Consider the following 25,404-nt stretch of genomic DNA (forward strand, 5'->3'; position numbering starts at 1 on the left):
ATCTTCGCGCCCCACCGTACGGGATATGCGCTTCGGTCCCACCGCGTCACAACCGATTCAAAAACATAAGAAAAGGGCCGAAGCATGAAGCTCCGGCCCTTTGTGACGTCATTGGTGCCGCGCGCTAGTGCGTACGGCTATTCTGACAGTGCTCCTTGAGCAGCGTCTGCGAGATGTGCACCACATTGTCGCCTCGGCCGCTGAATATCTGGTCTGGGCTGGGGCAGATGAGCGCATGCTCCAGCACCTCGTCCATGTTCTCGACCTCGATGATCTTGAGGTCGCGCAGGATGCTGCCGGGAACCTCCTTGAGGTCCTTGGCGTTCTCCTTGGGGATGAGCACGGTCTTGATCAGGCCACGGTGTGCGGCAAGCAGCTTCTCGCGCAGGCCGCCGATTGGCAGCACGCGTCCGCGCAGCGTGATTTCGCCGGTCATGGCCACCTCGTTGGAAACGGGCAGGTTCAGCAGGGCCGAAACCAACGACGTCGCCAGCGTGATGCCCGCCGACGGACCGTCCTTGGGGATGGCACCCTCGGGCACGTGGACGTGAATGTCGATGCTCTTGTAGAAGTCCGGCTTCAGGCCGAACAGTTCGGAGCGAGAGCGGATGTAGGACACAGCCGCCTTGGCGGATTCCTGCATCACATCGCCGAGCTTGCCGGTGATGGACACCTGTCCGGTACCGGCCATGAGCGCGGTTTCAACAACCAGCAACTCACCGCCAAGCTCCGTGTAGGCAAGGCCGGTGGACACGCCCACCTGCGACAGCTCTTCCTTCTCGCCGTAGCGGAACTGGGCCACGCCAAGGGTGTTGGGCAGATTCTGGACAGTGATGCGCACGGCCTTGTCCAGATCGTTCTCCTCCACGAGCTTCATGGCCGTCTTGCGGCAGACGGTGGCAATCTCGCGTTCGAGGTTGCGCACGCCAGCCTCACGGGTGTAGCGGCGGATGATTTCGAGCACAGCATTGTCGGAGAACACCACGTTCTCCTCATTCAGACCGTGCTCCTTGATCTGCTTGGGCACGAGGAACTGCTTGGCGATCTTGGTCTTCTCGGTTTCAAGATAGCCGGGAAGGCGGATGATCTCCATGCGATCCTGCAGGGGCAGCGGAATGGAATGCAGGCTGTTGGCCGTGGTGATGAAGAACACCTTGGACAGGTCGTAGTCCATGTCCAGATAGTGATCGTTGAACGTGTAATTCTGTTCGGGATCGAGAACCTCAAGCAACGCGGCGGACGGATCGCCCCGGAAATCGGTGCTCATCTTGTCCACTTCGTCCAGACAGAACACGGGGTTGTTGAACTTCACCCGCTTGAGGGCCTGAATGATCTTGCCGGGCAGCGCGCCGACGTAGGTGCGGCGGTGTCCACGGATTTCAGCCTCGTCGCGCACGCCGCCAAGCGACAGCCGCACGAACTCGCGGCCCGTGGCGCGGGCGATGGACTTGGAAAGCGAGGTTTTGCCGACTCCGGGAGGGCCGACGAGGCAGAGGATGGGGCCTTTCATGGTGCCCACCAGCTTCTGCACGGCGAGGTATTCGAGGATGCGCTCCTTGGGCTTCTTGAGCCCGTAGTGGTCGGCCTCAAGGATGTCGCGGGCCTTCTCGATGTCGAGGTCGGTCTCCTTGCAGACGTTCCACGGCAGGTCGAGAATCCAGTCCACGTAGTTGCGCACGACGGTATACTCGGCGGAGGACGGCGGAATCTGGCGCAGCTTCTTGATCTCGCGCAGGGCCTTCTCGCGGTTCTCGTCGGGCATCACCTTTTCGGCGAGGCGCTTCTCGATGTCCGCCACCTCGGCCATGGGGTCTTCTTCGCGCCCCATTTCCTTGTTGATGGCCTTGAGCTGCTCGTTCAGGTAGTACTCGCGCTGGTTGCCCTCCATCTGGGACTTCACGCGGGACTTGATCTTCTTTTCGAGGAAGGCGATCTCGATCTCACCCTGAAGCAGAGTGTAGGCGTCTTCGAGGCGCTTGATGGGGTCCTCTTCCTCCAGCAGAGCCTGCTTGCGGACGTAGTCCGCCTTGAGGTGGGGCATCAGCGCGTCGGCGAGCCGACCGGGATCGGTCAGCGAGGAGATGGCCATGATGGTTTCGGAGGCCAGCTTCTTGTTGACCTTGCCGTACTCCTCAAGGGACTCGTGCGTTGCGCGAACCAGCGCCTCGCCATCCGAGGATTCGAGGGTACGCTCGTCCACGCGGGCGACGGTCACGAGAGGAAATTCGACGTTCTCGTCGACGAGATCCTCGGGAATCGGCTCGAAACCCTTTTCCTGCGACCAACGCGCCCGGTACAGGCCCTCGAAGAGAACCTTGATGGTGCCGTCAGGCAGGCGGAGCAGCTGGAGAATCTTGCTGACCGTACCGACCTCGAAGAGGTCCTGCGGCTCGGGCTTCTCCTTTTCCGGAGACCGCTGCGCCACAAGAAATATCTTCTTGTTGAAGTCGGACAGGGCGGTTTCTATGGCCTTGACCGAGGCCTCGCGGCCGACGAACAAGGGCACGATCGACCGGGGGAACATGACCACCTCTCGGAGTGACATGAGAGGCAGCAGTATATCGGCAGAATGGGGATCGTTATCCACCATCAGGAAATCGGACATGCATTCCTCCGTTAGGGCAACAGGATCACGCCCCGCCCGAAACTGGGCGGCAACACATCACTACCTAAATCCGCTCCATGGATTGTCAATTCCCCACCGCGTGGAAAAAACCGCGCCCCGCCCGGCACCACCGAACGGGGCGCAGCATGTGCGCGGTGGCTAGGCCGTTTTCACTTCCTGACGGAAAATGAGGAGAGGCTCCACTCCCTTGTCTACCACAGCCGTATTCACAACGCACTCCTTGACGCCGGAGAGCGAGGGCAGCTTGTACATGATGTCGAGCATGATGTTCTCGAGCACGTTGCGCAGGCCTCTGGCTCCGGTCTTGCGTTCGAGTGCCTTGCGGGCCACGGCCCTCAGGGCGTTGGTGGTGAAGCAGAGCTTCACGTTGTCCAGCTCGAAGAGCTTCTGGTACTGCTTGACCAGCGCGTTCTTCGGCTCGGTGAGAATGCGGACCAGATCGTCCTCGGTCAGCTCCTCAAGGGAGGTGACGATCGGAATGCGGCCAACGAATTCGGGAATGAGGCCGAAGCGGATGAGGTCCACGGGGTGGACGTCCTTGATGAGGGTGGAGAGATCCTCCTCCTTCTTCGCCGCGACCTTGGCACCGAAGCCGAGCCCCGAACCCTCGCGCCGCTGCTGGATGATCTTCTCCAGCCCAATGAATGCGCCGCCGAGGATGAACAGGATGTTCGAGGTGTTAAGGCGGATAAACTCCTGCTGGGGATGCTTGCGCCCGCCCTTGGGAGGAATGTTCGCCTCGGTGCCCTCGATGATCTTGAGCAGCGCCTGCTGCACGCCTTCGCCCGACACGTCGCGGGTGATGGACGGGCTGTCGCTCTTGCGGGCGATCTTGTCGATCTCGTCGACATAGATGATGCCCTTCGACGCGGCCTCGATGTCATAATCAGCATTCTGGAGCAGCTGGACGAGAATGTTTTCCACGTCCTCGCCGACATATCCGGCCTCGGTCAGCGTGGTGGCATCCGCAATGGCAAAGGGCACCTTGAGCACCCGGGCCAGCGTCTGTGCGAGGAGGGTCTTGCCCGAACCGGTGGGGCCGATGAGCAGGATGTTGCTCTTGTCCAACTCCACATCGCCGGAGACGTTTCCCGCGAAGAACACGCGCTTGTAATGGTTGTGCACCGCCACGGCCAGCGTCTTCTTGGGCTGCTGCTGACCGATGACGTAATCGTCGAGCAGGTTCTTGATCTCCTCAGGGGTGAGGAGCTTGCCCTCCTCCACTTCGGTGGAGGCGCTTTCCTGCGCGATAATCTCGTTGCACAGCGTCACGCATTCGTCGCAGATATAGACATCGGGGCCGGCGATGAGCCGCTGCACATCCTCCTGGCTCTTGCCACAGAAGGAACAGCACAGTTCCGGTGGCAGGCTCATCTTCTTATCGGACATAGGCTCCTACTCCTTGCTATCTTCCAGAATATCCTTGCGGGAGACAAGGATCTTGTCGATCAGGCCATACTCCTTGGCCTCCTCGGCTCCCATGAAATAGTCACGGTCCGTATCCTTGGCAATGCGGGCGAGCTTCTGGCCGGTGTGCTGAGCGAGGATTCCGTTGAGCTTCTGCTTCAGCCGAAGGATTTCGGCCGCATGGATCTCGATGTCGGAAGCCTGTCCCTGCATGCCGCCCAGGGGCTGATGGATGAGTATACGCGAATTGGGAAGTGCATATCTCATGCCAGCCTGACCGGCGCACAGCAGAAGAGCGCCCATGCTGGCGGCCTGTCCCATGCACAGTGTGGCAACGGGCGAAGAGATGTACTGCATGGTATCATAGATGGCCATGCCCGCAGTGACGGAACCGCCGGGAGAGTTGATGTACAGGTAGATTTCCTTTTCGGGATTCTCCGACTCCAGAAACAGCAGCTGCGCGCAGATGAGGCTTGCCACATGATCGTCGATGGGCGTGCCAAGGAGAATGATGCGGTCCTTGAGCAGCCTCGAATAGATGTCATAGGCGCGTTCGGTGCGTCCCGTGGTTTCAACTACAATGGGTATGGTTCCCATGGATGTCGCTCTCCCTTGTGTGCAGTTCTTCAAACCCTAAAGAATGTGTCTCGAAAAATGATACGCCAAAAGGACTTGGCAAGTCCACTGCCAAATCCGGGCGAATGGCCGGTAAAGCGATTCTTGACGGGGGGTTGCGTCCGGTTCCCGTCGCGAGTGAGGAGGGAACGCCGGTACGGCCGCCGGCAGATGGCCGAGCCGCCCGGATGGCGGGAGGGGGAAGAAACGGCGGGGAGGCATGCTCCCCGCCGTGGGACAATCGTGCCTAGTTTTCCTTCTTCAGGTCGGCGGCGGGAACTTCCTTCACGTCGGCCTGAGCGTAGATCAGCTCCATGGCCTTGTCGGCCATCAGGCGGTCACGCAGGGCGAACATGAGGTTGTTCTCCTCGTAGGCGTGGCGCAGAGCCTCGGGGTCCATACGCTGGCGCATGGCTTCCTGGAAGATGTGGGCGTCCACTTCCTTAGGATCGACGCTGAGGTTCTCCTTGGCGGCGACGGCCAGCAGGAACAGCTGGGTGCGCACGAGCTCCTCGGACTTCTCCTTCTGCTCGGCGCGCAGTTCCTCGGGGGTCTTGCCGAGGGACTCGAGACGACGGCCGGAACGCTCCATGCGGTCCTTGAGGTCGAGAACGAGGCGGTCGATGTTCTCCTCGACCAGCGCCGGCGGCAGAGCGAAGTCCACCTTGGAGAGCAGGTCGTCGAGGATCTTCTTCTCTGCGGCGGCCTTCACGAGGTTCTTGCGGGAGGTCAGGTAGGACTGCTCGATGGCTTCGCGCATCTTCTCGACGCTGGCGAAACCGCCGGCCTTCTTGGCGAACTCGTCGTCCAGCTCGGGCTTCACGCGCTCCTTGATGGCGTTCAGGGTCACGCGCATGGTCACGGTCTGACCGGCGAAGTCCTTGTTGATGAAGTCTTCGGGGAAGGTGATGTCCTCTTCGCCCTTCTCGCCCTTCTTGAGCTTCTTCACGATGTTCTCGAAGGCTTCGAGGGCCTGTCCGTCACCGAGGGGCAGCTCGAAATTCTGAGCCTTGATCTCGTCGAGCTCCTTGCCGTCGCTCCATGCGTTGAAGCTGATGACGGCCACGTCGCCGTCCTGGGCGAGGCGGTCTTCCTCGATGTCCTTCAGCTCGCTCATGTTGGTGCGGATGCGCTCCACGACCTCGTCGATCTCGGAGGGCTCGACCACGGCGATTTCCTGCTCGACGGCGAGGCCGGCGTAGGAGGGAATCTCAAAGGTGGGAGCGACCTCGAAGCTGACGGAGTACTTGAATTCCTCGTCACGCACGAGTTCCTTGGCATCAACATCCAGGCGGGACAGAGGCTGGAGCTTGGACTCTCCGAGGATCTGGTTCAGCTGGAGGTTGATGAGGTCGGTGGTGGCTTCCTGATAAATCTGATTGCGGAAGCGGGACTCGACGATGGAAGCGGGCACCTTGCCCTTGCGGAAACCCTTGATGTCGGTGGACGTCTTGTACATGGCGATGGTGGCGGTAATGGCCGCATTCGCCTCTTCTGCGGGAATGGTGACGTTCACCTTGCGCTCAACCGGGGAAATTTCCTCGATAGTATATTCCATTGGGGCACTCCTCCTTAAGCCTGTACGGCGTTCCCTTTTGATTCCGATAATGGCGGCTCCGCCCAGCGGCGCGCGCCGTTCAAACATGTTCCGAGCATGAAAGAGGCATGCCTGCCTATGTGGTTTCTCTGGTGCGGCGGGCGGGACTTGAACCCGCATACCTTGCGGTACTGGCTCCTAAGACCAGCGTGTCTACCAATTTCACCACCGCCGCATACTGTCACGGCAGGCCTGTGCCCAGCGAAAAGGGGCGTTCAACGCGTCATTCCTGCCTCATCGCAGCGCCGTTGTCCATCGCCGAAACGACAAAAAAACGGCACTCGGCCGGAATCCGGCCGAGGCAGGTCTTTTCACTGTCTCACAAAAGTGGGAAACCCTAATACCAGGCGGCTTATCTGTCAATCCCTACAGACATCGCCATATTGCGGACGCCGAGCGCTTTCGGTTCAGTCGAGCGCGTCGGCAACGGCTTCCAGACGATCAAGCACCTCGTCGGCTTCGGCACCGAGAATTCGCACCGCGCCAACCGAACCGTTGCCGCCAAAATCGCACACCGCGCCGATGCCCTGCGGTGCAGGTGACGACGAAAGCACCTGCCGCACGCCCCAAGCAGCAAGCGACTCGGCATTGCCGCGCTCCGCCTCGGGGGCGTCGGCCCTATCGAACCACGCCACACCAAGGCCGGAGCGACCCAGCGCCGCCGTTACGGCCTCGGTCAGCGGCAGCACAGCCGCGAAGCGCAGTTCGGCTCGCACGGCGGATGCGGCTAGCACGGTTCCCGCGCCGTCGCCGCTTGCGCCAAATTCAGGACACCCCGCAACAAGCGGACGCCCATGCGCATCGCAAGACACGCCGCCGGAAAGCGAAGCGACATCCTCTCCCCCGCTCGCCCACGGCAGCGCGGCGACGAGGTGCATCACCCCTTCCGGCAGCAGACGACGCATGCCGTCGAAATGCTCAAGCCTGCGCACCGCCGCGCCCATGTCCTCGCGGATGCGCTCGCGCTCCTGCAAGCGGAGCAGTACGACACTATGATTGGCCGGTCCGGCTCCGCGCCCCGGCCCGAAACCGGCGCGCAGGGCGAGATTCAGATACTTCTGCGCGGCCACCACGGCCTCGCGAACGCCATATCCACGCCCAAGCCATGTGGCGATAGCCGAGGACAGCGTACACCCGGTACCGTGGGTATGGACCGTGTCGATGCGCGGCTGCTCCAGTGCAATCGGTTCCGCACCCGGCAGCGCCAGCCAGTCGATCATCCGATCCCCGTCGAAGTGGCCGCCCTTGAGCAGCACGGCCTTGGCACCCATGGCCTGAAGGCGCGCCGTAGCGGTGCGCACGTCGGCGGGCGTGTCGATCTTCAGGCCCGTGAGCACCTCGGCCTCCGGGCGGTTGGGCGTGAACACGTCGGCAAGGGGAACGAGTCGTTCCACCAGCATCGCGATGGCATCGTCCTTCAGGAGCTGATGCCCGGTCTGGCTCACGCTCACCGGGTCCACCACGAGGGGAAAGGTCTTTGCTGCCAGCCTGTCACACACGGCGGCAATGATGGGGCCAGAGAAAAGCATCCCGGTCTTGGCCGCAGCGAGCGGAAAATCGTCGAGCACCGCACGCAGCTGCCACGCGACGAACTCCGGGTCCGGGGCGTGAATGCCGGTGATACCCATGGAATTCTGGGCCGTCAGCGCCGTGATGACGGACATGGCGTATCCACCGTTCATGGCGATGGTCTTGATGTCCGCCTGAATGCCTGCCCCACCGCCGGAGTCGGACCCCGCAATCGTCAGGATGCATGGCAGCGTATTCATCAGTTCTTCCCCCTGTCCGCAAGCGCGTGCGGCAGATTCGGAGTTTGCGGACCAGCGCCCGCCGAGTCGCGCAGCTCGCGCGCCTCCATCCCTGAAAAAGCCATGAGGCCTAGCGCATACAGCGCCAGCGGCCCCTGAAATGTCATATGGCAAACCAGCGCGATGGCCAGCGCCTCTTCTCGCGGCACACCGTAGAGCCCCAGCCCGGCGACCATCACCGCCTCGTAGACGCCGATGTTTCCCGGCGAGGACGGCACGGCCAGCCCCCCGGCGCTCATGACGAATATGGCCAGCACCTGCACCGGGGTGAGATCGAGCCCCGCTCCCCACACCAGCAGCAGCCAGTGCTGGACCCAGTGCATGGTCCACGGCCACAGCGAGGCGAGAGCGAGCACCGCCAGAAAGCCCGGGGTCATCCGTTCGCGCAGTTGCCCCAGCACCTCCGCCGCAAACAGCCGCAGGCGCTCGAAAATGAGAAGCCGCAACAAAACGGCCTGCATGGCGGGGAACAGGCGCATGACGATCAGCGCCCCCCACACGCCCCCGGCGGCGATGGCCACCGGGGCGAGCGCCAGCGTCTGCCCGCTGGCCCCGGCCGCCGCGAGCGCGACGAAAAGAAGCATGTTCAGGTCCGCGAAGCGCTCCCAGAAGACCATCCCCATCCCGGCACCGGCGGGAATGCCGCAACGTCTGCGTAGGTGGACGACCTTCGCCACCTCGCCCATGCGGGCGGGGAGCACCACATTCAGGCCGTTGCAGAGCACAGAGGCGTTGATGGCGTCCAGCCACCCCACCCTGCGCCCACTCACGAGCATCAGCCGCGCCCCCATCCCCATGTAGTCGACACATGCCGCGCACAGCGCAGCCGCCACCGCAGCCGGAGCCATGCGCAACATGGCCTCCCCAAGCGCGGCGAAATCCGTTCCGCGCACGACATACGCGATGCAGCCCGCAGTCAGCCCCAGTCTCAGCGCACGTCCAAGCCAGCGTTTCATCGGCCCTCCTGCCGCTTCACGTCATCCCCGGAAAGCCGTCCTCGCGGACGGCACTTCTTCAGGCATGCAGCAAAACTGACACAAAGGCCCGGCCGGTTCAAGTCGCCAGTTCGTTGAAGGCTTCCTGCAATCTGTACTGGAGGTGGGTATAGCGCTTGTTGCTGTCCTGCCGGGACACGCCGATGCTCACGGCCTTTCTGCCGCCGATGAGCACCGCCAGCCGCTTGGCGCGGGTTAGCGCGGTGTAGATGAGGTTGCGCTGCAAGAGCATGTAATGCTGTGTGACCACGGGCATGATGATGGCAGGGTACTCGCTACCCTGCGACTTGTGCACGCTGATGGCGTAGGCGGGCACCAGTTCGTCCATCTCCTGCAATTCGTAGTTCACCATGTGCCCCTCGAAGTCGACCAGCATCTCGCCGCGCACGGGCTCGATGTCGCGCACCCAGCCAAGGTCGCCGTTGAAGACGTCCTTGTCGTAATTGTTGCGCATCTGGAGCACCCGGTCGCCCTTACGGAAGGTGTGATTGCCGCGACGGATGCCGCCCTTTCCGGGATTCACGCGCTCCTGCAGGAGCTGATTGAGCGTCTGCGTGCCAAGGTCGCCCTTATGCATGGGGGTGAGCACCTGAATATCGCGGCGCGGGTCGAGTCCGTACATCTCGGGGATGCGATCGGTGACGAGTTGCAGGATGAGGCGCTGGATGCGCTCCGGGTCCTCCTGCTGGACCCAGAAGAAATCGTTGTCCGGCGCGGGACGCGGAGAGCATTCCGGCAACTGGCCAGCGTTGACCAAGTGCGCGTTGGTGACGATGAGGCTTTCCTGCGCCTGCCTGTAGATGTGGGTGAGGCGGGCGCTCGGCACCGCCTGACTGTTCAGGATGTCCGCCAGTACGTTGCCGGGACCGACGGACGGCAACTGGTTCACATCGCCGATGAGCACGAGACGGCAGGTCATGGGCAGCGCGCGAAGCAGCGCAAGGCACAGCGAGGTATCGAGCATGGACACCTCGTCGATGATGACGGCCTGTGCCTTGAGCTTCTTCTCCTCGTCGTGGGCAAAGCTACCGTCCGGCTGGTACTGGAGCAGACGGTGCAGGGTGGACGCGGGATAGCCCGTGGCCTCGGCCATGCGCTTGGCGGCGCGGCCCGTGGGCGCGGCGAGCTTGATCTTGAAGCCCATCTTGTCCATCACGCGGACCATGACGCGCGTGATGGTGGTCTTGCCGGTACCGGGTCCGCCGGTGACCACGAAAACCTTGTTCTCGCAGCCGCCCAGCACGGCCTCGCGCTGTTCCGAGGACAGCTGAATCTCCTCGTCCAATTCCAACTGCGGCAGCAGGCGGCGAATCTTCTCCAGATCCATGGGCGTGGGATGCTCGCACAGGGCCAAGAGGCGCGAGGCGATTTCCCGCTCGTGCCGATAGAAATGCATGAGGTACACGGCACGCTCGATGTCCTGCGCAGGCAGCGGCTCCACCATCAGGCGCTTGCGGACGGCGAGGGCGTTGACCGCGTCCTCAACCCGCTCGGGGTCCACCTCACCGAGGAGCTTGTCCACGGCGTCGATAAGCTTGTCCACAGGCAGGAAAAGATGCCCGCGCTCGCTGGCGGAAAACAGCGCGTAGATGACGGCGGCCTCAATACGCTGGGGCGCGTCCTCAGCGAAACCGAGCTTGAGGGCCATGCTGTCGGCGGTCTTGAAGCCGACGCCGTGGATCTCGTAGGCCAGCTCGTAGGGATTCTCGCGCAGCTTGTTCACCGCGCCGTTGCCGTAGCGCTTGAAAATGCGCGCGGCGAAGGTGGGCGGGACATCATGGCTTTGCAGGAAGATCATGAGGTTTCGCACCTCGTGCTGCGCATCCCACGATTCCTTGATGGAATCGAGCTTCTTGCGGCCGAGGCCCTCGACGGAAAGCAGACGGTCCGGATCGTTCTCAAGGATGTCGAGAACCTCGGTACCAAAGGCGTCCACAAGTCGCGTGGCCAGCACCGGGCCGACGCCCTTAACCATGCCGGACCCCAGATAGCGGCGGATGCCGTTTAAGGTGGCGGGCATCACCTGCTCCCACAATTCCACCTGGAACTGCCGCCCAAACTTGGGGTGTTCCTTCCATGTACCGGTCAACTGGAGCATTTCGCCGGGGCGCGGCTCCGGCATGTTGCCGACGATGGTCACGGGACCGGGCTGCGCCTCCACGGAAACGCGCGCCACCAGATACCCGTTGGCGGGGTTGTGGAAGACGATATTCTTGATTTCGGCCTTGAGCGTTTCGGCCATGGACGCAAGTCTCCTCGAATCATGAAAAAAAACGGGTGGACTCCCCAAGGAGTCCACCCGGCTTCGTCTCATGCCATGCGGGGGCGCGTCAAGGTTTGACGCCCACTACGCGAGCTTCTGTCGATATTCGAGGGACTGGCGCAGGGTCTCGCGGTCGATGTACTTGACCTCGGAACCGAGAGGAATGCCCTGCGCAAGGCGTGACACGCGCACCCCGGGGTACTGGCGCTCCACCATGTCGCGAATGAAGGTCGCCGTGGCTTCGGCGTCGAGCGTCGTGCCGAGCGCGAGGATCACCTCGCTCACCCGGCCTTCCGCCAGACGCTGACGAAACCTGCCGATTTCGAGCTGCTGGGAGCCAACGTTGTCCAGCGGGGCAAGCAGGCCGCCCAGCACCAGATAACGCCCCCGGTAGAAACCGCCGTCCTCGATGGTGATGAGGCTGTCCCACTCCGCGACGACCATGAGCTGGTCGTCACTGCGCGCGGGGTCCGAGCAGATGCGGCAAGGGTTGCAGTCCGAGAGGCTGGCGCACTTCTCGCAGAAGAACAGCTTCTCGCGCAGGTCCAGAATGCTCTGCCCCATGGCCGCCGCGCGAGGCATGGGCCACTTGAGGATAGCCAGCGCCGCCCGCAGGGCGGACTTGGGACCAAGCCCCGGAAGCTGCGCCAGCTGGTCCACAACCGCTTTCAGCGGTTCCGGTAGCTGCTGCACGAAGGCCCCCTAGATCAGACCGGGGATGTTGATGCCGCCGGTCAGGCCCTTCATCTCGGACTGCGCGGTGTCCTTGCCCTTCTTCACAGCCTCGTTAATGGCGGCGAGGATGAGGTCCTGCAGCATCTCGACGTCCTGCGGATCAACGGCAGCGGGATCGATCTTCAGCGCGGTGATCTTGCCGGAGCAGGTCGCGGTCACGGTCACCATGCCGCCGCCCGAGGTCGCCTCGACCGTGCGCTCGTCCATTTCTTCCTGAAGCTTGCTCATCTTGCGCTGCATCATCTGCGCCTGACGAACCAGATCGTTCATGCCTCTCATTTCGATACTCCTTATAGAACAGGGGATTATTGTCTATTGCCGGTTGAACTGCTCATCATGGGGACGATCCGTACGCGGCCCGGCACTGACCACCTGGGCATCCAAATCGCGCATCAGACCGGCCACCACGGGATGGCGGCTCACCTCGTCCTTGATCTGCTGACGGTTCTTGCGCTGCTTCTGCTGGAACCGAAAGTCGATGACGCACTCCGGGCCGAAATAGGCGCGCACAAGTTCCTGCAGAAACGAGAAGGAACTGTCGGCCTTGATCTGTTCGCAGTGGAACGCGTTGGCGCATTCAAGGGTCAACCGACCCGCGCCGACGCTGGCCCGCACATGCAAAAGCCCGGTGATGCTCCGCCCCGTGGCCTCCTTGCAGGCCGTGGCGTACTCGATGAACGAGTCCCACGTCTTGGGACCGGCGGGAACGGGCGGAAAATTCGAATCGTTCCCCCCACGGGACGCGCCATACGCCCGTGACGGCGCGGGAGCGGCGCTCTCGGGCCGGGGCGCGGAAAACTGCGGCGCTGCGGGCGCGACATCGGCAGCGGGAGCCTGCACGCTGGCTGTTGCGGCCTCGCGGACCGGCGCTGCCGCCTGTGGCATGGAGCGCTCGGGCATGGCGGGGCGTTCCGGGCTAGCGGAGCGTTCCGCCATGTCTGGTGCGGCGACGGACGGCGCATGCGCAGTGGAACGAGCCGGTGCCGCGCTGGCCGATGCGGACGCGGGACGTCCGGGAGCGACGCCGCCATGACCCATGGGCCGCGCGCCACCAGAGGGCGCGCCACCGGCGGGCGGCATGGACGTTCCACCGCCCTGCCCGGCTCCTTCGAGGCCGACGAGCTCGGGCAGGTACGCGAGGTTGAGCAACAAGAGTTCAAGGGCGAGAGCCGGTTCGAGGCTCTGGCGCACCCGCTGCTGTCCCTCCAGCGTCAACTGCCAACAGGCATGGATGTGCGCCACGGAAAACCGGGGCACCCACGTGAGCCACTGCCGGGCCTCCTCCTCGGGGATATCGAGAATGGGCAATGCGCGTTCGCCCGCCTGTGCGAGCAGGAACAGCGTGCGCCACACCTCGGTGAGTTCGCGCAGGAAGAAGCCGAGGTCGAGTCCCTGATCGAGAATTTCGGAAAGAATGGTGCTGACGGCCACGCAGTCGCGGCCATGAATAGCCTCCATGAGCCGGAACATGATGTCGCGCCCGGCAAGGCCGAGCACGGTTCGCACGTCGGCCGAGGTCAGGCTGTCGCTGCCAAGAGCCAACACCTGACCAAGCAGGGACATGGAATCACGCACGCTACCCGCCCCACGCCGCGCCAGAAGCGCCACGGCCTCGTGCTCGTAGCCGAGGCTTTCAGCGTCGAGCACGCGCACAAGGTGCGTCTCCAGCTCCTTCTGCGTCAGCCGCTGAAAGGTGTAGTGCTGGCAGCGGCTGATGATGGTGGGCGGGAACTTGTGCGGCTCCGTGGTGGCCATGATGAAGGTGACATGCGCCGGCGGCTCCTCCAGCGTCTTCAGCAAGGCGTTGAAGGCGCTCTTGGAGAGCATGTGCGCCTCGTCGATGATGAAGACCTTGTAGCGGCAGTCGATGGGCGCGAAACCCACGTCCTCCTTCAGGCTACGCACATCGTCGACGCCGGTGTTGGACGCGCCGTCGATTTCGGCGACGTCCACGGCCGCACCTGCGGCAATCTGGCGGCAGTGCACGCATTCGTTGCACGGCTCGGCGGCGGGGCCGCGCTCGCAGTTGATGGCCTTGGCGAAGATGCGGGCGATGGTCGTCTTGCCGACGCCACGGGTGCCGGAAAACATGTAGGCCGGGGCGATGCGCCCGGTGGACGCGGCCCGGGAAAGGATGGCCTTGATCGTCTCCTGCCCTGCCACTTCGGCGAACGTCTGGGGGCGGTACTTGTGCGTAAGATGGGACTGGCTCATGGATTCCTTGCGGGATGCGCCGCGCCCCCGAGGGAACGCGGCGCGTGTTCGATCATGTCATCCGTTCCCGACCAGTGCCGGGAACTACAGGGTATAGCGGTCGAGCCACTTGGCGTAGGCCGGGTTCTCGCCCTTCACAACCTTGAAGTATTCCTTCTGGAGATGCAGGCCCACTTCGCCCGCTTTGCCCGCGCCGATGGCGCGGCGGTCCACCTCGCGGATGGGCGTGACCTCGGCGGCGGTGCCGCAGAAGAACGCCTCGTCGGCGGAATAGAGCTCATCGCGGGTGAAGCGCTGCTCCACCACCTCGTAGCCCAGATCGCGGGCAAGGGTGATGAGGCTGTTGCGCGTAAGTCCGTCGAGCACGGACGTCAGCGGCGTGGTCTTGATGACGCCGCCGCGCACGATGAAAATGTTCTCGCCCGTCGCCTCGGACACGTACCCCTCCGTGTCGAGCATGAGCGCCTCGTCGTAGCCGTCGGCAATGGCCTCGCGCTTGGCGAGGACGGAATTGACGTAGTTGCCGCAGGTCTTGGCCTTGGTCATCATCACGTTGACGTGATGCCGGGTGAAGGTGGACGTCTTTACGCGGATGCCCTTGGCAAGGGCGTCCTCGCCGAGATACGCGCCCCACGGCCACGTAGCGATGATGGTCTGAATGGGGTTGTTGCCCGGATGCACGCCCATCACGCCCGCGCCGATAAAGGACAGGGGGCGGATGTAGCCCTCGGCCATGCGGTTGGCCTTGAGGGTTTCGATGACGGCGGCGCAGATGTCCTCCTCCGAGAAGGGAATCTGCATTTCGAGAATCTTCGCCGAATTGAAATGCCGATGGATGTGCTCCTTCAGGCGGAACACGGCGGAGCCGCCATCCGCGAGGCGATAGGCGCGGATGCCTTCGAACACGCCGCACCCGTAGTGCAGCGTGTGGGTCAGCACATGAACCTGCGCCTCGTCCCACGGCACGAGCTTTCCGTCAAACCAGATGCTGTCGACTTTCTGGACCATGGATTTCTCCCTATGCGAATCATGAAGTTGCCGCCCCCCGCGCACTGTCAAGACGAGCGGGGGCCGGGCATGGCGGACCATGCAATCCGCGAACGGTATGAAATTCCCCCGGCACGGTCAAGGCGGGGCGACCGCGCCGGAGGGTCCAACACGCCGGAGTCCGGCTATTTCTTGTTGTGACTCGAACGGAAGTACACCTGCATGGGGGCCATCTTCAGTCCGAAGGATTTGCGCAGCTGGTTTTCGAGGTAGCGCGAGTAGGACGACTTCACCAGTTCCGGATCGTTCACGAAGAAGACGAAGGTCGGCGGTTTGATGTCCGTCTGCGTCAGGTAGTAGAACTTGGCGCGGCGACGCTTGATGACCGGCGGCTGGTGCCGGGTGATCGCGTCCTGCAGGGTGCGGTTGAGCACGCCCGTGGTCACGCGGATCTGGCACTCGGCCCATATCTTCTCGGCCAGCGGCAGCAGACCGCCCAGTCCGGCGCTGGTCATCGTGGACGTATAGATGACCGGAACGTGCGGACAGATGCGCAACTGCTCGGCGAAGTAGCGCTTGATCTCCTCCAGCTTGCCCTTGGGCGCGAGATCGATCTTGTTCACCGCCACGATGAAGGGCGTCTTCTCGCGGTCGAGGATGGACACGAGCTTCTTGTCCTGCACGGTCAGCCCTTCCATGGCGTCCAGCACGAGCACGGCAATCTGCGCCTGCTTGGTGGCCTTGAGGGAACGCAGCACGGAGAAGCGTTCGAGATCGTCGGAGATCTTGGTCTTGCGGCGCAGACCGGCGGTATCCACGAAGGTGTAGCGGTGGCCCTGACGCTCGAAGGTCACGTCCACGCTATCGCGGGTGGTGCCAGCCACGTCGCTGACGATGAAACGGCGCTCGCCAAGGATGGCGTTGCACATGGACGACTTGCCCGCGTTGGGGCGGCCGATCATGGCCACGCGCAGGCCGGTGCGGTCCTCTTCCTCCTCCTCGTCGCCGTACTCGAAGCCGAGCTCGTCGATGATGGCGGAGACGCGCTCCAGCAGCTCGGGCACGTTGTAGCCGTGCGCGGCGCTCACGGGAACAAGCTCCAGCCCGAGGGCATGGAATTCGGACGCGAGGTCTTCCTTCTCGTAGCCGTCAACCTTGTTGACGACCACCAGCACGGGCTTGTGGCTCTCGCGCAGATCGCGGGCGACCTGCTCGTCCACGGGGTTCAGACCGCCCTTGCCGTCCACCACGAGGAGAATGGCGTGGGACTCCTGAATGGCCTCGTGGGCCTGCTCCAGGATTTCCTTCTCGAAATTCTGATCCTCATCCAGAACGAGACCACCCGTGTCCACGAGCGCGAACGGACGTTCCGACTGGCGAACCTCGCCGTAGATGCGGTCCCTGGTCACGCCGGGCAGGTCGTGGGTCAGGGCCTTCTGGCGGCGGATAAGCCGGTTGAAGAGCGTTGACTTGCCCACGTTGGGGCGGCCGATAAGTGCTATTGTCGGTAACATGATAATACCGTCATACTCGAATTTTACATGATTTCAAACACGGAGGCGGGCCGGGACCGGGTTTTTCCACCCTCCCGGCCCGCGCGTATGTCTCGCTGGACCGCGCCCTGCATCGGTGGCGCGGGGAAAACTACCGGGCGGACTCCTCGGCCTCGCGCTCGGCAAAAGCGCGGGCGATGGATTCCGAATATGGCGGCAGGAGCACGCCGCGCTCGGTGACGATGCCGGTGATGAACTCGGCGGGCGTCACGTCGAAGGCAAAGTTGAACACGCCCACGCCATCGGGAGTGATCTGGTGGTCGCCCACGTGGGTCACCTCGCGGGGGGTACGGTCCTCGATGGGAATGGCGTCGCCGTCGGGCGTCTCGCGGTCGATGGTGGACAGCGGAGCCGCCACGTAGAACGGAATGCCGTAGTGCCGGGCCAAAATCGCCACACCGCTGGTGCCGATCTTGTTGGCCGCGTCGCCGTTGGCGGCGATGCGGTCCGCGCCGACCACGACCTTGTCAACCATACCACGCTTCATGAGCAGCGAGCACGCGTTGTCGCAGGCGACCTTCACCGGGATGCCGTCCTTGTGCAGTTCGTAGGCGGTGAGCCGTGCGCCCTGCAGGAACGGCCGGGTCTCGTTGGCGATGACCTCCACCCGCTTTCCGGCGTCCACCGCGCCACGGATAACGCCGAGGGCCGTGCCGTAATCGGCCGTGGCCAAAGCGCCCGCGTTGCAGTGGGTCATCACGGTGTCACCGTCGTCGATAACGGTGGCGCCATGCGTGCCGATGAGACGGCACAACCGCTTGTCCTCCTCGTGAATCTCCTTGGCCAGTTCAAGCCAAAAGGCGCACAGGGCCTCGTGATCGAGACCGGGGCGGGCATCGCGAGCGGCACGCATGCGCCGCACGGCCCAGCGCAGATTCACGGCGGTGGGACGGGCATTTTCGAGGTCGGTCAATAGCGTCTCCAGACGCTTCTCCCAGCCCTCGCCCGCGGCCTCGCGCGCGGCGAGCCAGCAGCCGTAGGCCGCAGTCACGCCGATGGCGGGCGCTCCGCGCACGACCATGGTCTGGAGCGCGTAGATGGTGCTCGCGGTGTCCGTGCACTCGAACCAGTCCTCCCGGTTGGGGAGAAAACGCTGGTCCAAAAGCAGCAGACAGCCCTTCTCGTCGGAAAAACGGATGTGCCAGTCCATGGAAGTCCCTCCGCTAGCTGAGCTTGCTGATGAGAATCTCGTTGATGAGCTTGGGATTGCCCTGTCCCTTGGTCCGGCGCATCACCTGACCGACGAAGAAGCCCATGAGCTTGGTCTTGCCGCCACGGAAGGCCTCGGCCTCCTCGGGGTTGGCGGCGATGACCTCATCCACTGCGGCTTCGAGGGCGCTGGTGTCGGAAATCTGCACCAGTCCCTTCTCGCGGACATGCGCCTCGGGATCGCCACCCTCGGCGAAGAGGTCCGCGAAGACCTGCTTGCCGACCTTCTGGTTGATCGCGCCCTCGTCCACCATGCGCACCAGCGCGGCGAACTGCGCGGGAGCCATGCCGCATGCGGCGATGGTGCCGCCGTTCTCATTCAGCATGCGCAGCATCTCGGTCATCATCCAGTTGCCGACCTTGCGCGGCTCGGCGTAGGCGACCACGGCGGCCTCGTAGTAGTCCGCGAGGGCGCGGTCGCCCGTCAAGGCTTCGGCGTCGCTACGGGGCAGGTCGTACTGTTCCATGAACCGAGCCAGACGCGCGGCGGGAAGCTCGGGCAGACCGGCGCGCAGTCCCTCGATCCAGTCATGGTCGAGAACCAGCGGCACGAGGTCCGGGTCCGGGAAATAGCGGTAGTCGTGGGCCTCTTCCTTGCCGCGCATGGTCTGGGTCACGCCACGGTCAGCGTCGAAGAGGCGGGTTTCCTGCACCACTTCCTCGCCATCCTCAAGCAGGTCCTCCTGCCGGGTGATCTCGTAGGCGATGGCACGCTGCACGTTGCGGAACGAGTTCATATTCTTCAGCTCTGCGCGGGTACCGAATTCCTTCTGCCCACGGGGACGGATGGACACGTTGGCGTCGCAGCGGAAGCTCCCCTCCTCCATGTTGCCATCGCAGATGCCGAGGTACAGCAGGATGGAATGCAGGGACTTGAGGTAGGCCACGGCCTCCTCGGGGGAGCGCATGTCCGGATCGGAGACGATCTCGATGAGCGGGGTTCCCGCGCGGTTGAGATCGACGAAGCTCGCATTCTCGGCGTGGGAGTGGATGCTCTTGCCCGCGTCATTCTCCATGTGGATGCGGGTGACGCCGATGGTCTTCAGCTCGCCATCCACCTCGATGTCCACTCGGCCATGCTCGGCCACGGGCAGATCGAACTGCGAAATCTGGTAACCCATGGGCAGGTCCGGGTAGAAATAGTTCTTGCGCGCAAACACGGAGCGCTCGTTCACCGTGCAGCCGATGGCGAGCGCCATCTTCACGGCGTACTCCACGGCGCGGGCGTTGAGCACCGGCAGGCTTCCCGGCTGGCCCGTGCACACGGGGCAGACGTTGGTATTGGGCTCCTGGCCGAACTCGGTGGAGCAGGAACAGAAGAGCTTGGACTTCGTCTTGAGCTGGGCATGAACCTCAAGCCCGATGACGGCTTCATAGTCGGCCATGGAAAACCTCCCCTACTTGGACGCGGCCCGCGCGGCACCGTACAGCGCCGGGTTCAGGCTGGGATCGTTGTACATCTTGAACTGGTAGTAGACCTTGGGGCGCTTGGTACCAGCGGCGTATTCGTCGACGAGTTCCACAACGCTGCGCATGAGGTCCTCGCGCTGCTCACGCAGGACGGCGAGCTTGCGCTCGCAGGAGGTGACATGCTCGGCGTTCACGTCGGAACGCAGGGTCTGCTCGCGCATGTGAAAAATCTTGAGGCTGATGATGGACAGCCTGTCGAGCGCCGCGCCGATGGTTTCGGTATTGTAGCGCTCGGCGGCGTCCTGCGGCAGCAGCCCGGACACAAGCTCGACGACGCAGGCGTCCACGCGCTCCATGTGGTCGTTGCGCGACTGGTTCAGGCCGTCGATCTCCCTCTTGCAGCGGGCGATGACTTCGGCGTCGACATCCTTGCGGCGCGCCTCGTCCTCGACATGCCAAAGGCGATAGTTACGCAGGTGCTCGCGGGCGACCAGCGCACGAAGCGTTGCGGGAGTGGCCTCCCCTTCGGGAACGGCGATATCGTCAGGCTCGGCCTCGTGCCATGCGGCCACAAAGGCGGCCTGCTCGGCGAAGCACTGTTCGAGGCATTCCTTCAACTCGGCGATGCCGGGCTTCCTATTCACTTGAGAACCTCTTTGCTTACAAGCAGATGTATGGACGCCGGATTCTTGATGTGTCCGGCGAAGAATTCGACTTCGGGCCCACTGCCGCAGAACCAGTCCACGCGGGCACCCGTGATGGCGCCGCCGGTATCCTGCGCCAATCCGAGACCGGCCACGTGCGAGTCATCCTCGCCCGGAGCCTCGGGTGGCAGATCGGCCTCGAAGGCCAGAAGCGATCCAAGCGGCAGAAACTTAGGGTCTGTAGCCATGCTGACCTTCGGCGTCAACATTTTCCCCATCGCGCCGACCGGCCCATCCTCGCCGAGACGGAAGAACACGTAGCTCGGATTGGTGGACAGAAGCGCTGGCACTTCCTCGGGATGCGCGGCGAGATATTCGCGAATGGACTTCATGCTGACATGCTCGAGGTCCATGAGGCCACGGCGCACGAGCACCCGGCCAAGGCTCACGTAGCGGTGCCCGTTCTTACCCGCGTAGCCCACGAGATGGCGGCTGCCGTCTGGAAAGTGCAACAGCCCCGATCCCTGAATCTGAAGGAAGAAGACATCCACCAGATCCCTCGCCCACGCGATTTCCAGCCCGCGCCCGCTCAACGCGCCCTCGAAGTCGATTTCGGCGCGTTCGGGATAGGGCACAGCCTCGCCGTGCTCGACGCGGTAGATGAGCCGCTGCCCCTTCCAACGCGGATGAAACTCCCCGAGGTCGAGCTTTCGCAAGTCATCGGGCAGGCCATAGATCGGATAGCGGTATTCCGCCGTGCGCACGGAGCTGGCCTCGACATAGGGCACATAGTACCCGGTCATCAGCACGCCCTGCGTCAGGCGAAACCATGCGAAATTCTCGGTGAGAAGCTCCGGCTCCGCGTCCAGCCGCGGCAGGATTTCAAGGAGCTTCGCGATGCTGTCGTGAAGCTGGCCCCATGTCAGCGTGAGTCCGTCGCCTTCGAGCGCCACGCCAGCGCGCGGCTTCACCGCCGTGAACGCAAGGCTTCGCTCCAGCGCCGGTGCCAGCTCCTGCCACGAGGACAAGGACTGCCCACGGGGCGAAAGGCGTTTGACCATATCCTTTGCATCGACATCGGACTGGACGAACGTGAGCGGCGGAACCGGCGGAACAGAAGGCCTTGCGCATCCGATGAGCGCAAGCGCGAACAACACGGCGACGAGCCGGACAAAACGAAGCATGATCCTCCCTGATTGATGATTTCCGGTTGGCGAGGGCTACTCGATGACGCCCTTGGTGCGCAGCCGGGACAGATAGGTCGATTCCTCCGGCTCCACGAGCAGAAGTCCGCCGTCCACCGCGTCGATGGCGATGACGTCGCCAAGCGCGAGGGGCACGCATTCCTGCCCGTCCAGCGTGAGGAAGACCTCCGAGGCGGGCTCCTCCACCTCGATTTCGAGATGGCAGTCACCCGGCAGGACCATGGGGCGAAAGTCGTTCATGAACGGGCAGATGGGCGTCACGGCGACGGCTGCGATGTCCGGGTGCACGATGGGACCGCCGGAGGATATGGAATAGGCGGTGGACCCGGTGGGCGTAGAAACGACCATGCCGTCGGCCCGGATGCTTCCAAGCCACTCCCCCGCAATGGCCACGCGCAGGCGGATGAGCCGGGCCAGACTGCCCCGGTTGACCACGATGTCGTTGACGACCCGCCCCTCGTGAACGCGGACGCCGTCGCGTAGCACAGCGTAGGCCAGCGTCAGTCTGCGGCGGACGACCATCCTACCGTCGAGAAGGTCCGAAAGGCACTGCTGCCAGTCATCGGCCGGGACTTCGGTCAAAAAGCCCACTCGTCCGAGGTTGACGCCCAGCATGGGGGACTGCCCCCCCACCTCTCGGGCCACGCCGATCATGGTTCCGTCGCCGCCGAGCACGAGCACGAGGTCGCAGGTCGTCATGGAGCACGGGAAGTTGCCCATGCCGCAATGATGGGGCACGGTAAGACTGTCTATCCCCCGCGAGGCAAGCCATGTGGCCACCTCGGAGGCAAGCGCGGCGGCGCGCGGCTCGCCGGCCTTGGTCACGATGAATATTTTTCTGATATCCTTGAGCATAGGTGTACATACCTAGACAAAAGTGGCGCGGTATTCAAGGATTGCGCGACATTTCACCCGCCATGGCCCCAATGGAAAAAAAATTCACGCGGGGTGTAAAGGTTCTGAACCTCATGACCGATAAGGGTGACAAGAGGGACCAACCAAGTGACTGCACGCTCATACCAGATCAAGACCATGCTTCGGACATACGGGCGGCAGTTGAACTGTGCCCGTCGTCTCGCCCGGTTCAAGCGTACGCTTGCCGCGGCCGAAGCGGAAGACGAGGTGGAAATCTCCCGCCTCGCGAGACGAAGGGTACTGGTTGAGCAGGTGGCAAGGGAAATCGTCGAGAATCTAATGGCTTCGGGCAGCACGAATCAGACCGTGCAGGAAATCCGCTCCGCGCTCGAATCCGAATTCGGCGACACGCTCGAACTGACCTACCCGCCCGCAGAGGCGGACATGCGCATCTACAGACAGACGAACGAAGGCCCCATCGAGGTCTCCATCGAGGAACGCAACGCCATCATCAAGAGACTCTGGGAAATCACGCTTGAGAAGGTCGACGACACCATGCTCTAGTTGCAGACTCAGGGGGAGGGACAATGAAGGTTCTAGGACCGCTGACCGGACTCAAGAGCTATGAGCGGCTCGAAAAGCCCGGAGGCACAAACGGCAGAAGCCGCGCAGGCAGCACGACCGGCACCAGCCGGGGCGACTCGGTGCAGTTGTCCAACGAGGGCAGGCTCTTCAGCAGTGCCCTGCGCGAGGCGCAGGCGGCACCCGAAGTGCGCCGCGCAAAGGTGAACGCCATCAAGGCACAGGTGGAATCGGGCGAGTACGTCCCCGACTCCCGAAAGACCGCGCAGAAGCTGGTGGAAGAGGATCTTGATCAAATCATCTGACCATGGGGCCAGACAACGGGATCAGGACTCCTCTTCCCTGTCCTTTCCTTCCGCACCGGCGGGCCGTGGCGCGCCGGGTTTCGGCATTTCTCCATTTTCACCGTGAATGTAGTACCGACTGGGGTACTTGGTGTCGACCTGCGGCACCTGCAAGCCGATGCGGGCCTGATAGTTGACCATGATCGGGCCGGTGAGGTTGAGCGCCGTCAGTTCAGGACGTCCCTGCGGGATGTTGACCGTGACGAGCACGGCCACCTGCTCGGCGCTTTCGAGCTGGAGAATCTTCTGTTCCGCGTTGCCGAGCTTCACGTTGTAATCGCGCATGAACGAGAACGGGTCGGCCACGAGAAGTCCAAGCTCCGGATGCGTGATGCTCTGAAGGATCAGAAACGGCGAATCCTCGCGCAACTGCACGAGGCTGAACTGCTTGCAGTCCTCGAAGCCGATGAGCCCACGCGGGAAGGTGATCACCCGCTCCATGTCCACGGCCAGCGTTCCCAGCCGCGTCTGGATTACTTTTTCTTCTTTTCTGTCTGCCATAACTGTGTAGCGGCGAACAAATCCTGATCTGACAGTTGAAGGGCGAGCCTGTTCTGCTCCTGAACCCGCAAATAAACTTCCTCGCGATAGACAGGCAGATCGTCGGGCACTTCAAGCCCGATTTTGATCTGCTTGCCCTGCACGCTGAGGACCGTGATCTTGATGTCGTCCCCGAGGTAGATGCTTTCGCCGGGGCGTCTGGTTAAGATGAGCATGCCATACCGAAGGCCTGAAGGTTTGTCCTGCGCGGCCAGCCGGACGATCGAAGGATCGCCGCCATGGCCGGGAAGGAACTAGAGGAAATTCGCCAGGTTCATCCGCATGATCATCGAGGATGACCGCAGAACGGTTTCGTAGATGATCTGCTGGTTGGCCAGCTCCGTCATGAGTTCGCTCACGTCCGCGTCCTCGACAGCCGAGAGACGCGTCTCCTCGTTGTGTTCGAGCGTACCCAGAATGTTCTCTGTGACGGCGAGGCGATTCTCGCTGGCGCCGACGCGGGCGGCATTGTCCATGATGTGGATGGAAACGTCGTTCAGATTGGCCAGACATTCCTGACAGCCGTTCTGATTGTTGGTTTCCATGTAGCCCACCAGTCGTCCCACGACGTCGAAGAGATTCTTCTCGTTCGACAGGCCGGGAGCGAGGCTCACGGAGCCGTCGTCTGGTGACGCATATACACCGCCAAGTACGTCTTTGCCAATGTTATTTATCTGGATCGACTCGTTAGGCCCGATCTGGAGCTCGATTCTGCCCGTGCGGGGGTGGATGTTGAACTGCGAACCGGAGGTGACGGTGTCGCCCGCGTTTCCGGCAAGGTCGAGATGCCCGCCCGGCACCACGATGGAGACTTCCCCGTCCGCCGGAACCGTGGCCGACTGCCCGGTGGTCCAGCTCGCGCCGCCATCCATGGAATAGGAGTACGTGAAGGACTGCCCCGCCGTCAGCGTGGCGTCGCCATCGAGACGCACGGCGATGTTGCCGCTGAAAAGGCCCTGCGCCGTGGAAGTGACCGTGGCGGGGATGTTGCCGAACTGGTCCACGCCCACGGTATCCACGTCGTCACCCTTGTAGCGCGCCGTGGGGCGCACCCACATCCACGTACCGTTATTCGTGCTTGAATCCACATTGGGATCCTTTGCCGTCACGGTCACGCCTGCGTCGAGTGTCAACTGCGCACCGCCGATGGTGATGGTCTTATCGCCCGCTACAGCGGGGATGGTGCCCGTGTCGAAGGTCCGCCCACCATCGAGGGAATATTCGTAAGTCAGGGCGTCCGTTCCCACCGTTCCGGCAGACGTAAAGCGGATGAGCGCGGAGCGCTCCATGTCTCCCGTGAGGGAGAAACGCGGCGAGCCGTCGGCGTTGGTGGTGGAGCCATCGTTGTCGGTCACCCACAGGGCACGCTCGTAGGGCTGGGCGTCGGTCTTGTGGCCCGCGAAGATGTAGCTGCCTTCATATTCGGTGTTGGCCAGCGACACCAGTTCCTCGTAGAGCTGACGCGTCTGGTAGCTGGTCTGCTCGCGGTTGTCCGGGCTCATGGTGCCGGTGGCGGCCTGCTCCGCCAGCCCGCGCAACTGGATGAGAATGTCGTTTATGGTCGTGAGCTTGTTGTCCGCCACGCCGAGCCAGCCCTTGGCCTCGGTGACGTTCTCCTGATACTTGTCGATGGAGTTCAGGGTATTGCGGTGGTCCAGAATGCGAACCATGCCCGAGGAATTGTCGGACGGCTTGTTGATCTTCTTTTGCGTTGCAGCCTGCGTGTTCAGATCCATGAGATCGGCAAGCGAAGAATTCATGTTGCCGATGAAGAACGTGAAGCGGCTGCGATGGGAAACTCGTATTGGCATGGTC

At 63.0% G+C, this 25,404-nt stretch carries 22 protein-coding genes and 1 tRNA gene; 2 read left to right on the forward strand and 21 right to left on the reverse strand.

Annotated elements, in window-relative coordinates:
- Positions 1-124: 124 nt before the first annotated feature.
- The 18 genes from lon to GGQ74_RS03100 all read right to left on the reverse strand — a co-directional run bounded on the left by lon (position 125) and on the right by GGQ74_RS03100 (position 22,123).
- Entirely contained in the window at positions 125-2,605 is a 2,481-nt protein-coding gene (gene lon, locus GGQ74_RS03015) for an endopeptidase La (RefSeq protein WP_167940051.1), read from the reverse strand.
- 159 nt (positions 2,606-2,764) lie between these two features.
- On the reverse strand, positions 2,765-4,015 hold the full coding sequence (gene clpX / locus GGQ74_RS03020) for an ATP-dependent Clp protease ATP-binding subunit ClpX (protein ID WP_167940052.1): 1,251 nt from the start codon (positions 4,013-4,015) through the stop codon (positions 2,765-2,767).
- A 6-nt stretch (positions 4,016-4,021) separates the two neighbouring features.
- On the reverse strand, positions 4,022-4,630 hold the full coding sequence (gene clpP / locus GGQ74_RS03025; RefSeq protein ID WP_167940053.1) for an ATP-dependent Clp endopeptidase proteolytic subunit ClpP: 609 nt from the start codon (positions 4,628-4,630) through the stop codon (positions 4,022-4,024).
- 265 nt (positions 4,631-4,895) lie between these two features.
- Complete coding sequence (gene tig, locus GGQ74_RS03030) at positions 4,896-6,206, reverse strand: trigger factor (RefSeq protein WP_167940054.1); 1,311 nt, start codon at positions 6,204-6,206, stop codon at positions 4,896-4,898.
- Between the two features lie 129 nt (positions 6,207-6,335).
- Positions 6,336-6,420 (reverse strand) — tRNA-Leu (locus tag GGQ74_RS03035).
- A 232-nt stretch (positions 6,421-6,652) separates the two neighbouring features.
- The gene (thiD, locus tag GGQ74_RS03040) at positions 6,653-8,014 is read right to left on the reverse strand and encodes a bifunctional hydroxymethylpyrimidine kinase/phosphomethylpyrimidine kinase (protein WP_167940055.1); all 1,362 of its coding nucleotides are present in this window, start codon (positions 8,012-8,014) and stop codon (positions 6,653-6,655) included.
- A complete protein-coding gene (locus tag GGQ74_RS03045) occupies positions 8,014-9,009 on the reverse strand; it encodes a lysylphosphatidylglycerol synthase transmembrane domain-containing protein (protein WP_167940056.1) in 996 nt (331 codons plus the stop codon). The genes thiD and GGQ74_RS03045 overlap by 1 nt, the downstream gene beginning before the upstream one ends.
- A gap of 97 nt (positions 9,010-9,106) precedes the next feature.
- On the reverse strand, positions 9,107-11,290 hold the full coding sequence (gene recD2 / locus GGQ74_RS03050; protein ID WP_167940057.1) for an SF1B family DNA helicase RecD2: 2,184 nt from the start codon (positions 11,288-11,290) through the stop codon (positions 9,107-9,109).
- Positions 11,291-11,395: 105 nt separating this feature from the next.
- Positions 11,396-12,004, reverse strand: coding sequence for a recombination mediator RecR (gene recR / locus GGQ74_RS03055; RefSeq protein WP_167940058.1), 609 nt, complete (start codon positions 12,002-12,004; stop codon positions 11,396-11,398).
- A gap of 9 nt (positions 12,005-12,013) precedes the next feature.
- Positions 12,014-12,325, reverse strand: a complete 312-nt coding sequence (locus GGQ74_RS03060) for a YbaB/EbfC family nucleoid-associated protein (RefSeq protein ID WP_167940059.1) — start codon at positions 12,323-12,325, stop codon at positions 12,014-12,016.
- A gap of 33 nt (positions 12,326-12,358) precedes the next feature.
- A complete protein-coding gene (dnaX, locus tag GGQ74_RS03065) occupies positions 12,359-14,260 on the reverse strand; it encodes a DNA polymerase III subunit gamma/tau (RefSeq protein ID WP_167940060.1) in 1,902 nt (633 codons plus the stop codon).
- 84 nt (positions 14,261-14,344) lie between these two features.
- Complete coding sequence (locus GGQ74_RS03070) at positions 14,345-15,268, reverse strand: branched-chain amino acid transaminase (RefSeq protein WP_167940061.1); 924 nt, start codon at positions 15,266-15,268, stop codon at positions 14,345-14,347.
- A gap of 164 nt (positions 15,269-15,432) precedes the next feature.
- The gene (gene der, locus GGQ74_RS03075; RefSeq protein ID WP_167940062.1) at positions 15,433-16,761 is read right to left on the reverse strand and encodes a ribosome biogenesis GTPase Der; all 1,329 of its coding nucleotides are present in this window, start codon (positions 16,759-16,761) and stop codon (positions 15,433-15,435) included.
- Between the two features lie 130 nt (positions 16,762-16,891).
- Positions 16,892-17,950 (reverse strand): S-methyl-5-thioribose-1-phosphate isomerase, encoded by a 1,059-nt coding sequence (mtnA, locus tag GGQ74_RS03080; protein WP_167940063.1) that lies wholly within the window; start codon positions 17,948-17,950, stop codon positions 16,892-16,894.
- Positions 17,951-17,963: 13 nt separating this feature from the next.
- Positions 17,964-19,394: an Asp-tRNA(Asn)/Glu-tRNA(Gln) amidotransferase subunit GatB gene (gene gatB / locus GGQ74_RS03085; protein ID WP_167940064.1), complete on the reverse strand. Its 1,431-nt coding sequence runs from the start codon at positions 19,392-19,394 to the stop codon at positions 17,964-17,966.
- A 12-nt stretch (positions 19,395-19,406) separates the two neighbouring features.
- Positions 19,407-20,063 (reverse strand): DUF4254 domain-containing protein, encoded by a 657-nt coding sequence (locus GGQ74_RS03090; protein WP_425338077.1) that lies wholly within the window; start codon positions 20,061-20,063, stop codon positions 19,407-19,409.
- Positions 20,060-21,247, reverse strand: coding sequence for a murein transglycosylase A (gene mltA, locus GGQ74_RS03095; protein ID WP_167940065.1), 1,188 nt, complete (start codon positions 21,245-21,247; stop codon positions 20,060-20,062). The genes GGQ74_RS03090 and mltA overlap by 4 nt, the downstream gene beginning before the upstream one ends.
- A 36-nt stretch (positions 21,248-21,283) precedes the next feature.
- Positions 21,284-22,123: an NAD(+)/NADH kinase gene (locus GGQ74_RS03100; protein WP_167940066.1), complete on the reverse strand. Its 840-nt coding sequence runs from the start codon at positions 22,121-22,123 to the stop codon at positions 21,284-21,286.
- Positions 22,124-22,270: 147 nt separating this feature from the next.
- Between GGQ74_RS03100 and GGQ74_RS03105 the strand changes: the two genes are divergently transcribed.
- Together GGQ74_RS03105 and flgM are read left to right on the forward strand one after the other, a co-directional pair.
- Positions 22,271-22,687, forward strand: coding sequence for a DVU0524 family FlgM-associated protein (locus GGQ74_RS03105; RefSeq protein ID WP_342448573.1), 417 nt, complete (start codon positions 22,271-22,273; stop codon positions 22,685-22,687).
- A 23-nt stretch (positions 22,688-22,710) separates the two neighbouring features.
- Complete coding sequence (gene flgM, locus GGQ74_RS03110) at positions 22,711-23,010, forward strand: flagellar biosynthesis anti-sigma factor FlgM (RefSeq protein WP_167940067.1); 300 nt, start codon at positions 22,711-22,713, stop codon at positions 23,008-23,010.
- 21 nt (positions 23,011-23,031) lie between these two features.
- On the opposite strand, the gene fliW is transcribed toward flgM, so the two are convergent.
- The 3 genes from fliW to flgL form a co-directional block, all read right to left on the reverse strand.
- On the reverse strand, positions 23,032-23,550 hold the full coding sequence (gene fliW, locus GGQ74_RS03115) for a flagellar assembly protein FliW (RefSeq protein ID WP_167940068.1): 519 nt from the start codon (positions 23,548-23,550) through the stop codon (positions 23,032-23,034).
- The gene (gene csrA, locus GGQ74_RS03120; RefSeq protein ID WP_167940069.1) at positions 23,523-23,765 is read right to left on the reverse strand and encodes a carbon storage regulator CsrA; all 243 of its coding nucleotides are present in this window, start codon (positions 23,763-23,765) and stop codon (positions 23,523-23,525) included. Before csrA ends, fliW begins: the two co-directional genes overlap by 28 nt.
- A gap of 78 nt (positions 23,766-23,843) precedes the next feature.
- Positions 23,844-25,400, reverse strand: coding sequence for a flagellar hook-associated protein FlgL (gene flgL, locus GGQ74_RS03125; RefSeq protein ID WP_167940070.1), 1,557 nt, complete (start codon positions 25,398-25,400; stop codon positions 23,844-23,846).
- Positions 25,401-25,404 lie beyond the last annotated feature (4 nt).

The organism is Desulfobaculum xiamenense (assembly GCF_011927665.1).
Classification (GTDB): Bacteria; Desulfobacterota; Desulfovibrionia; order Desulfovibrionales; family Desulfovibrionaceae; genus Desulfobaculum; species Desulfobaculum xiamenense.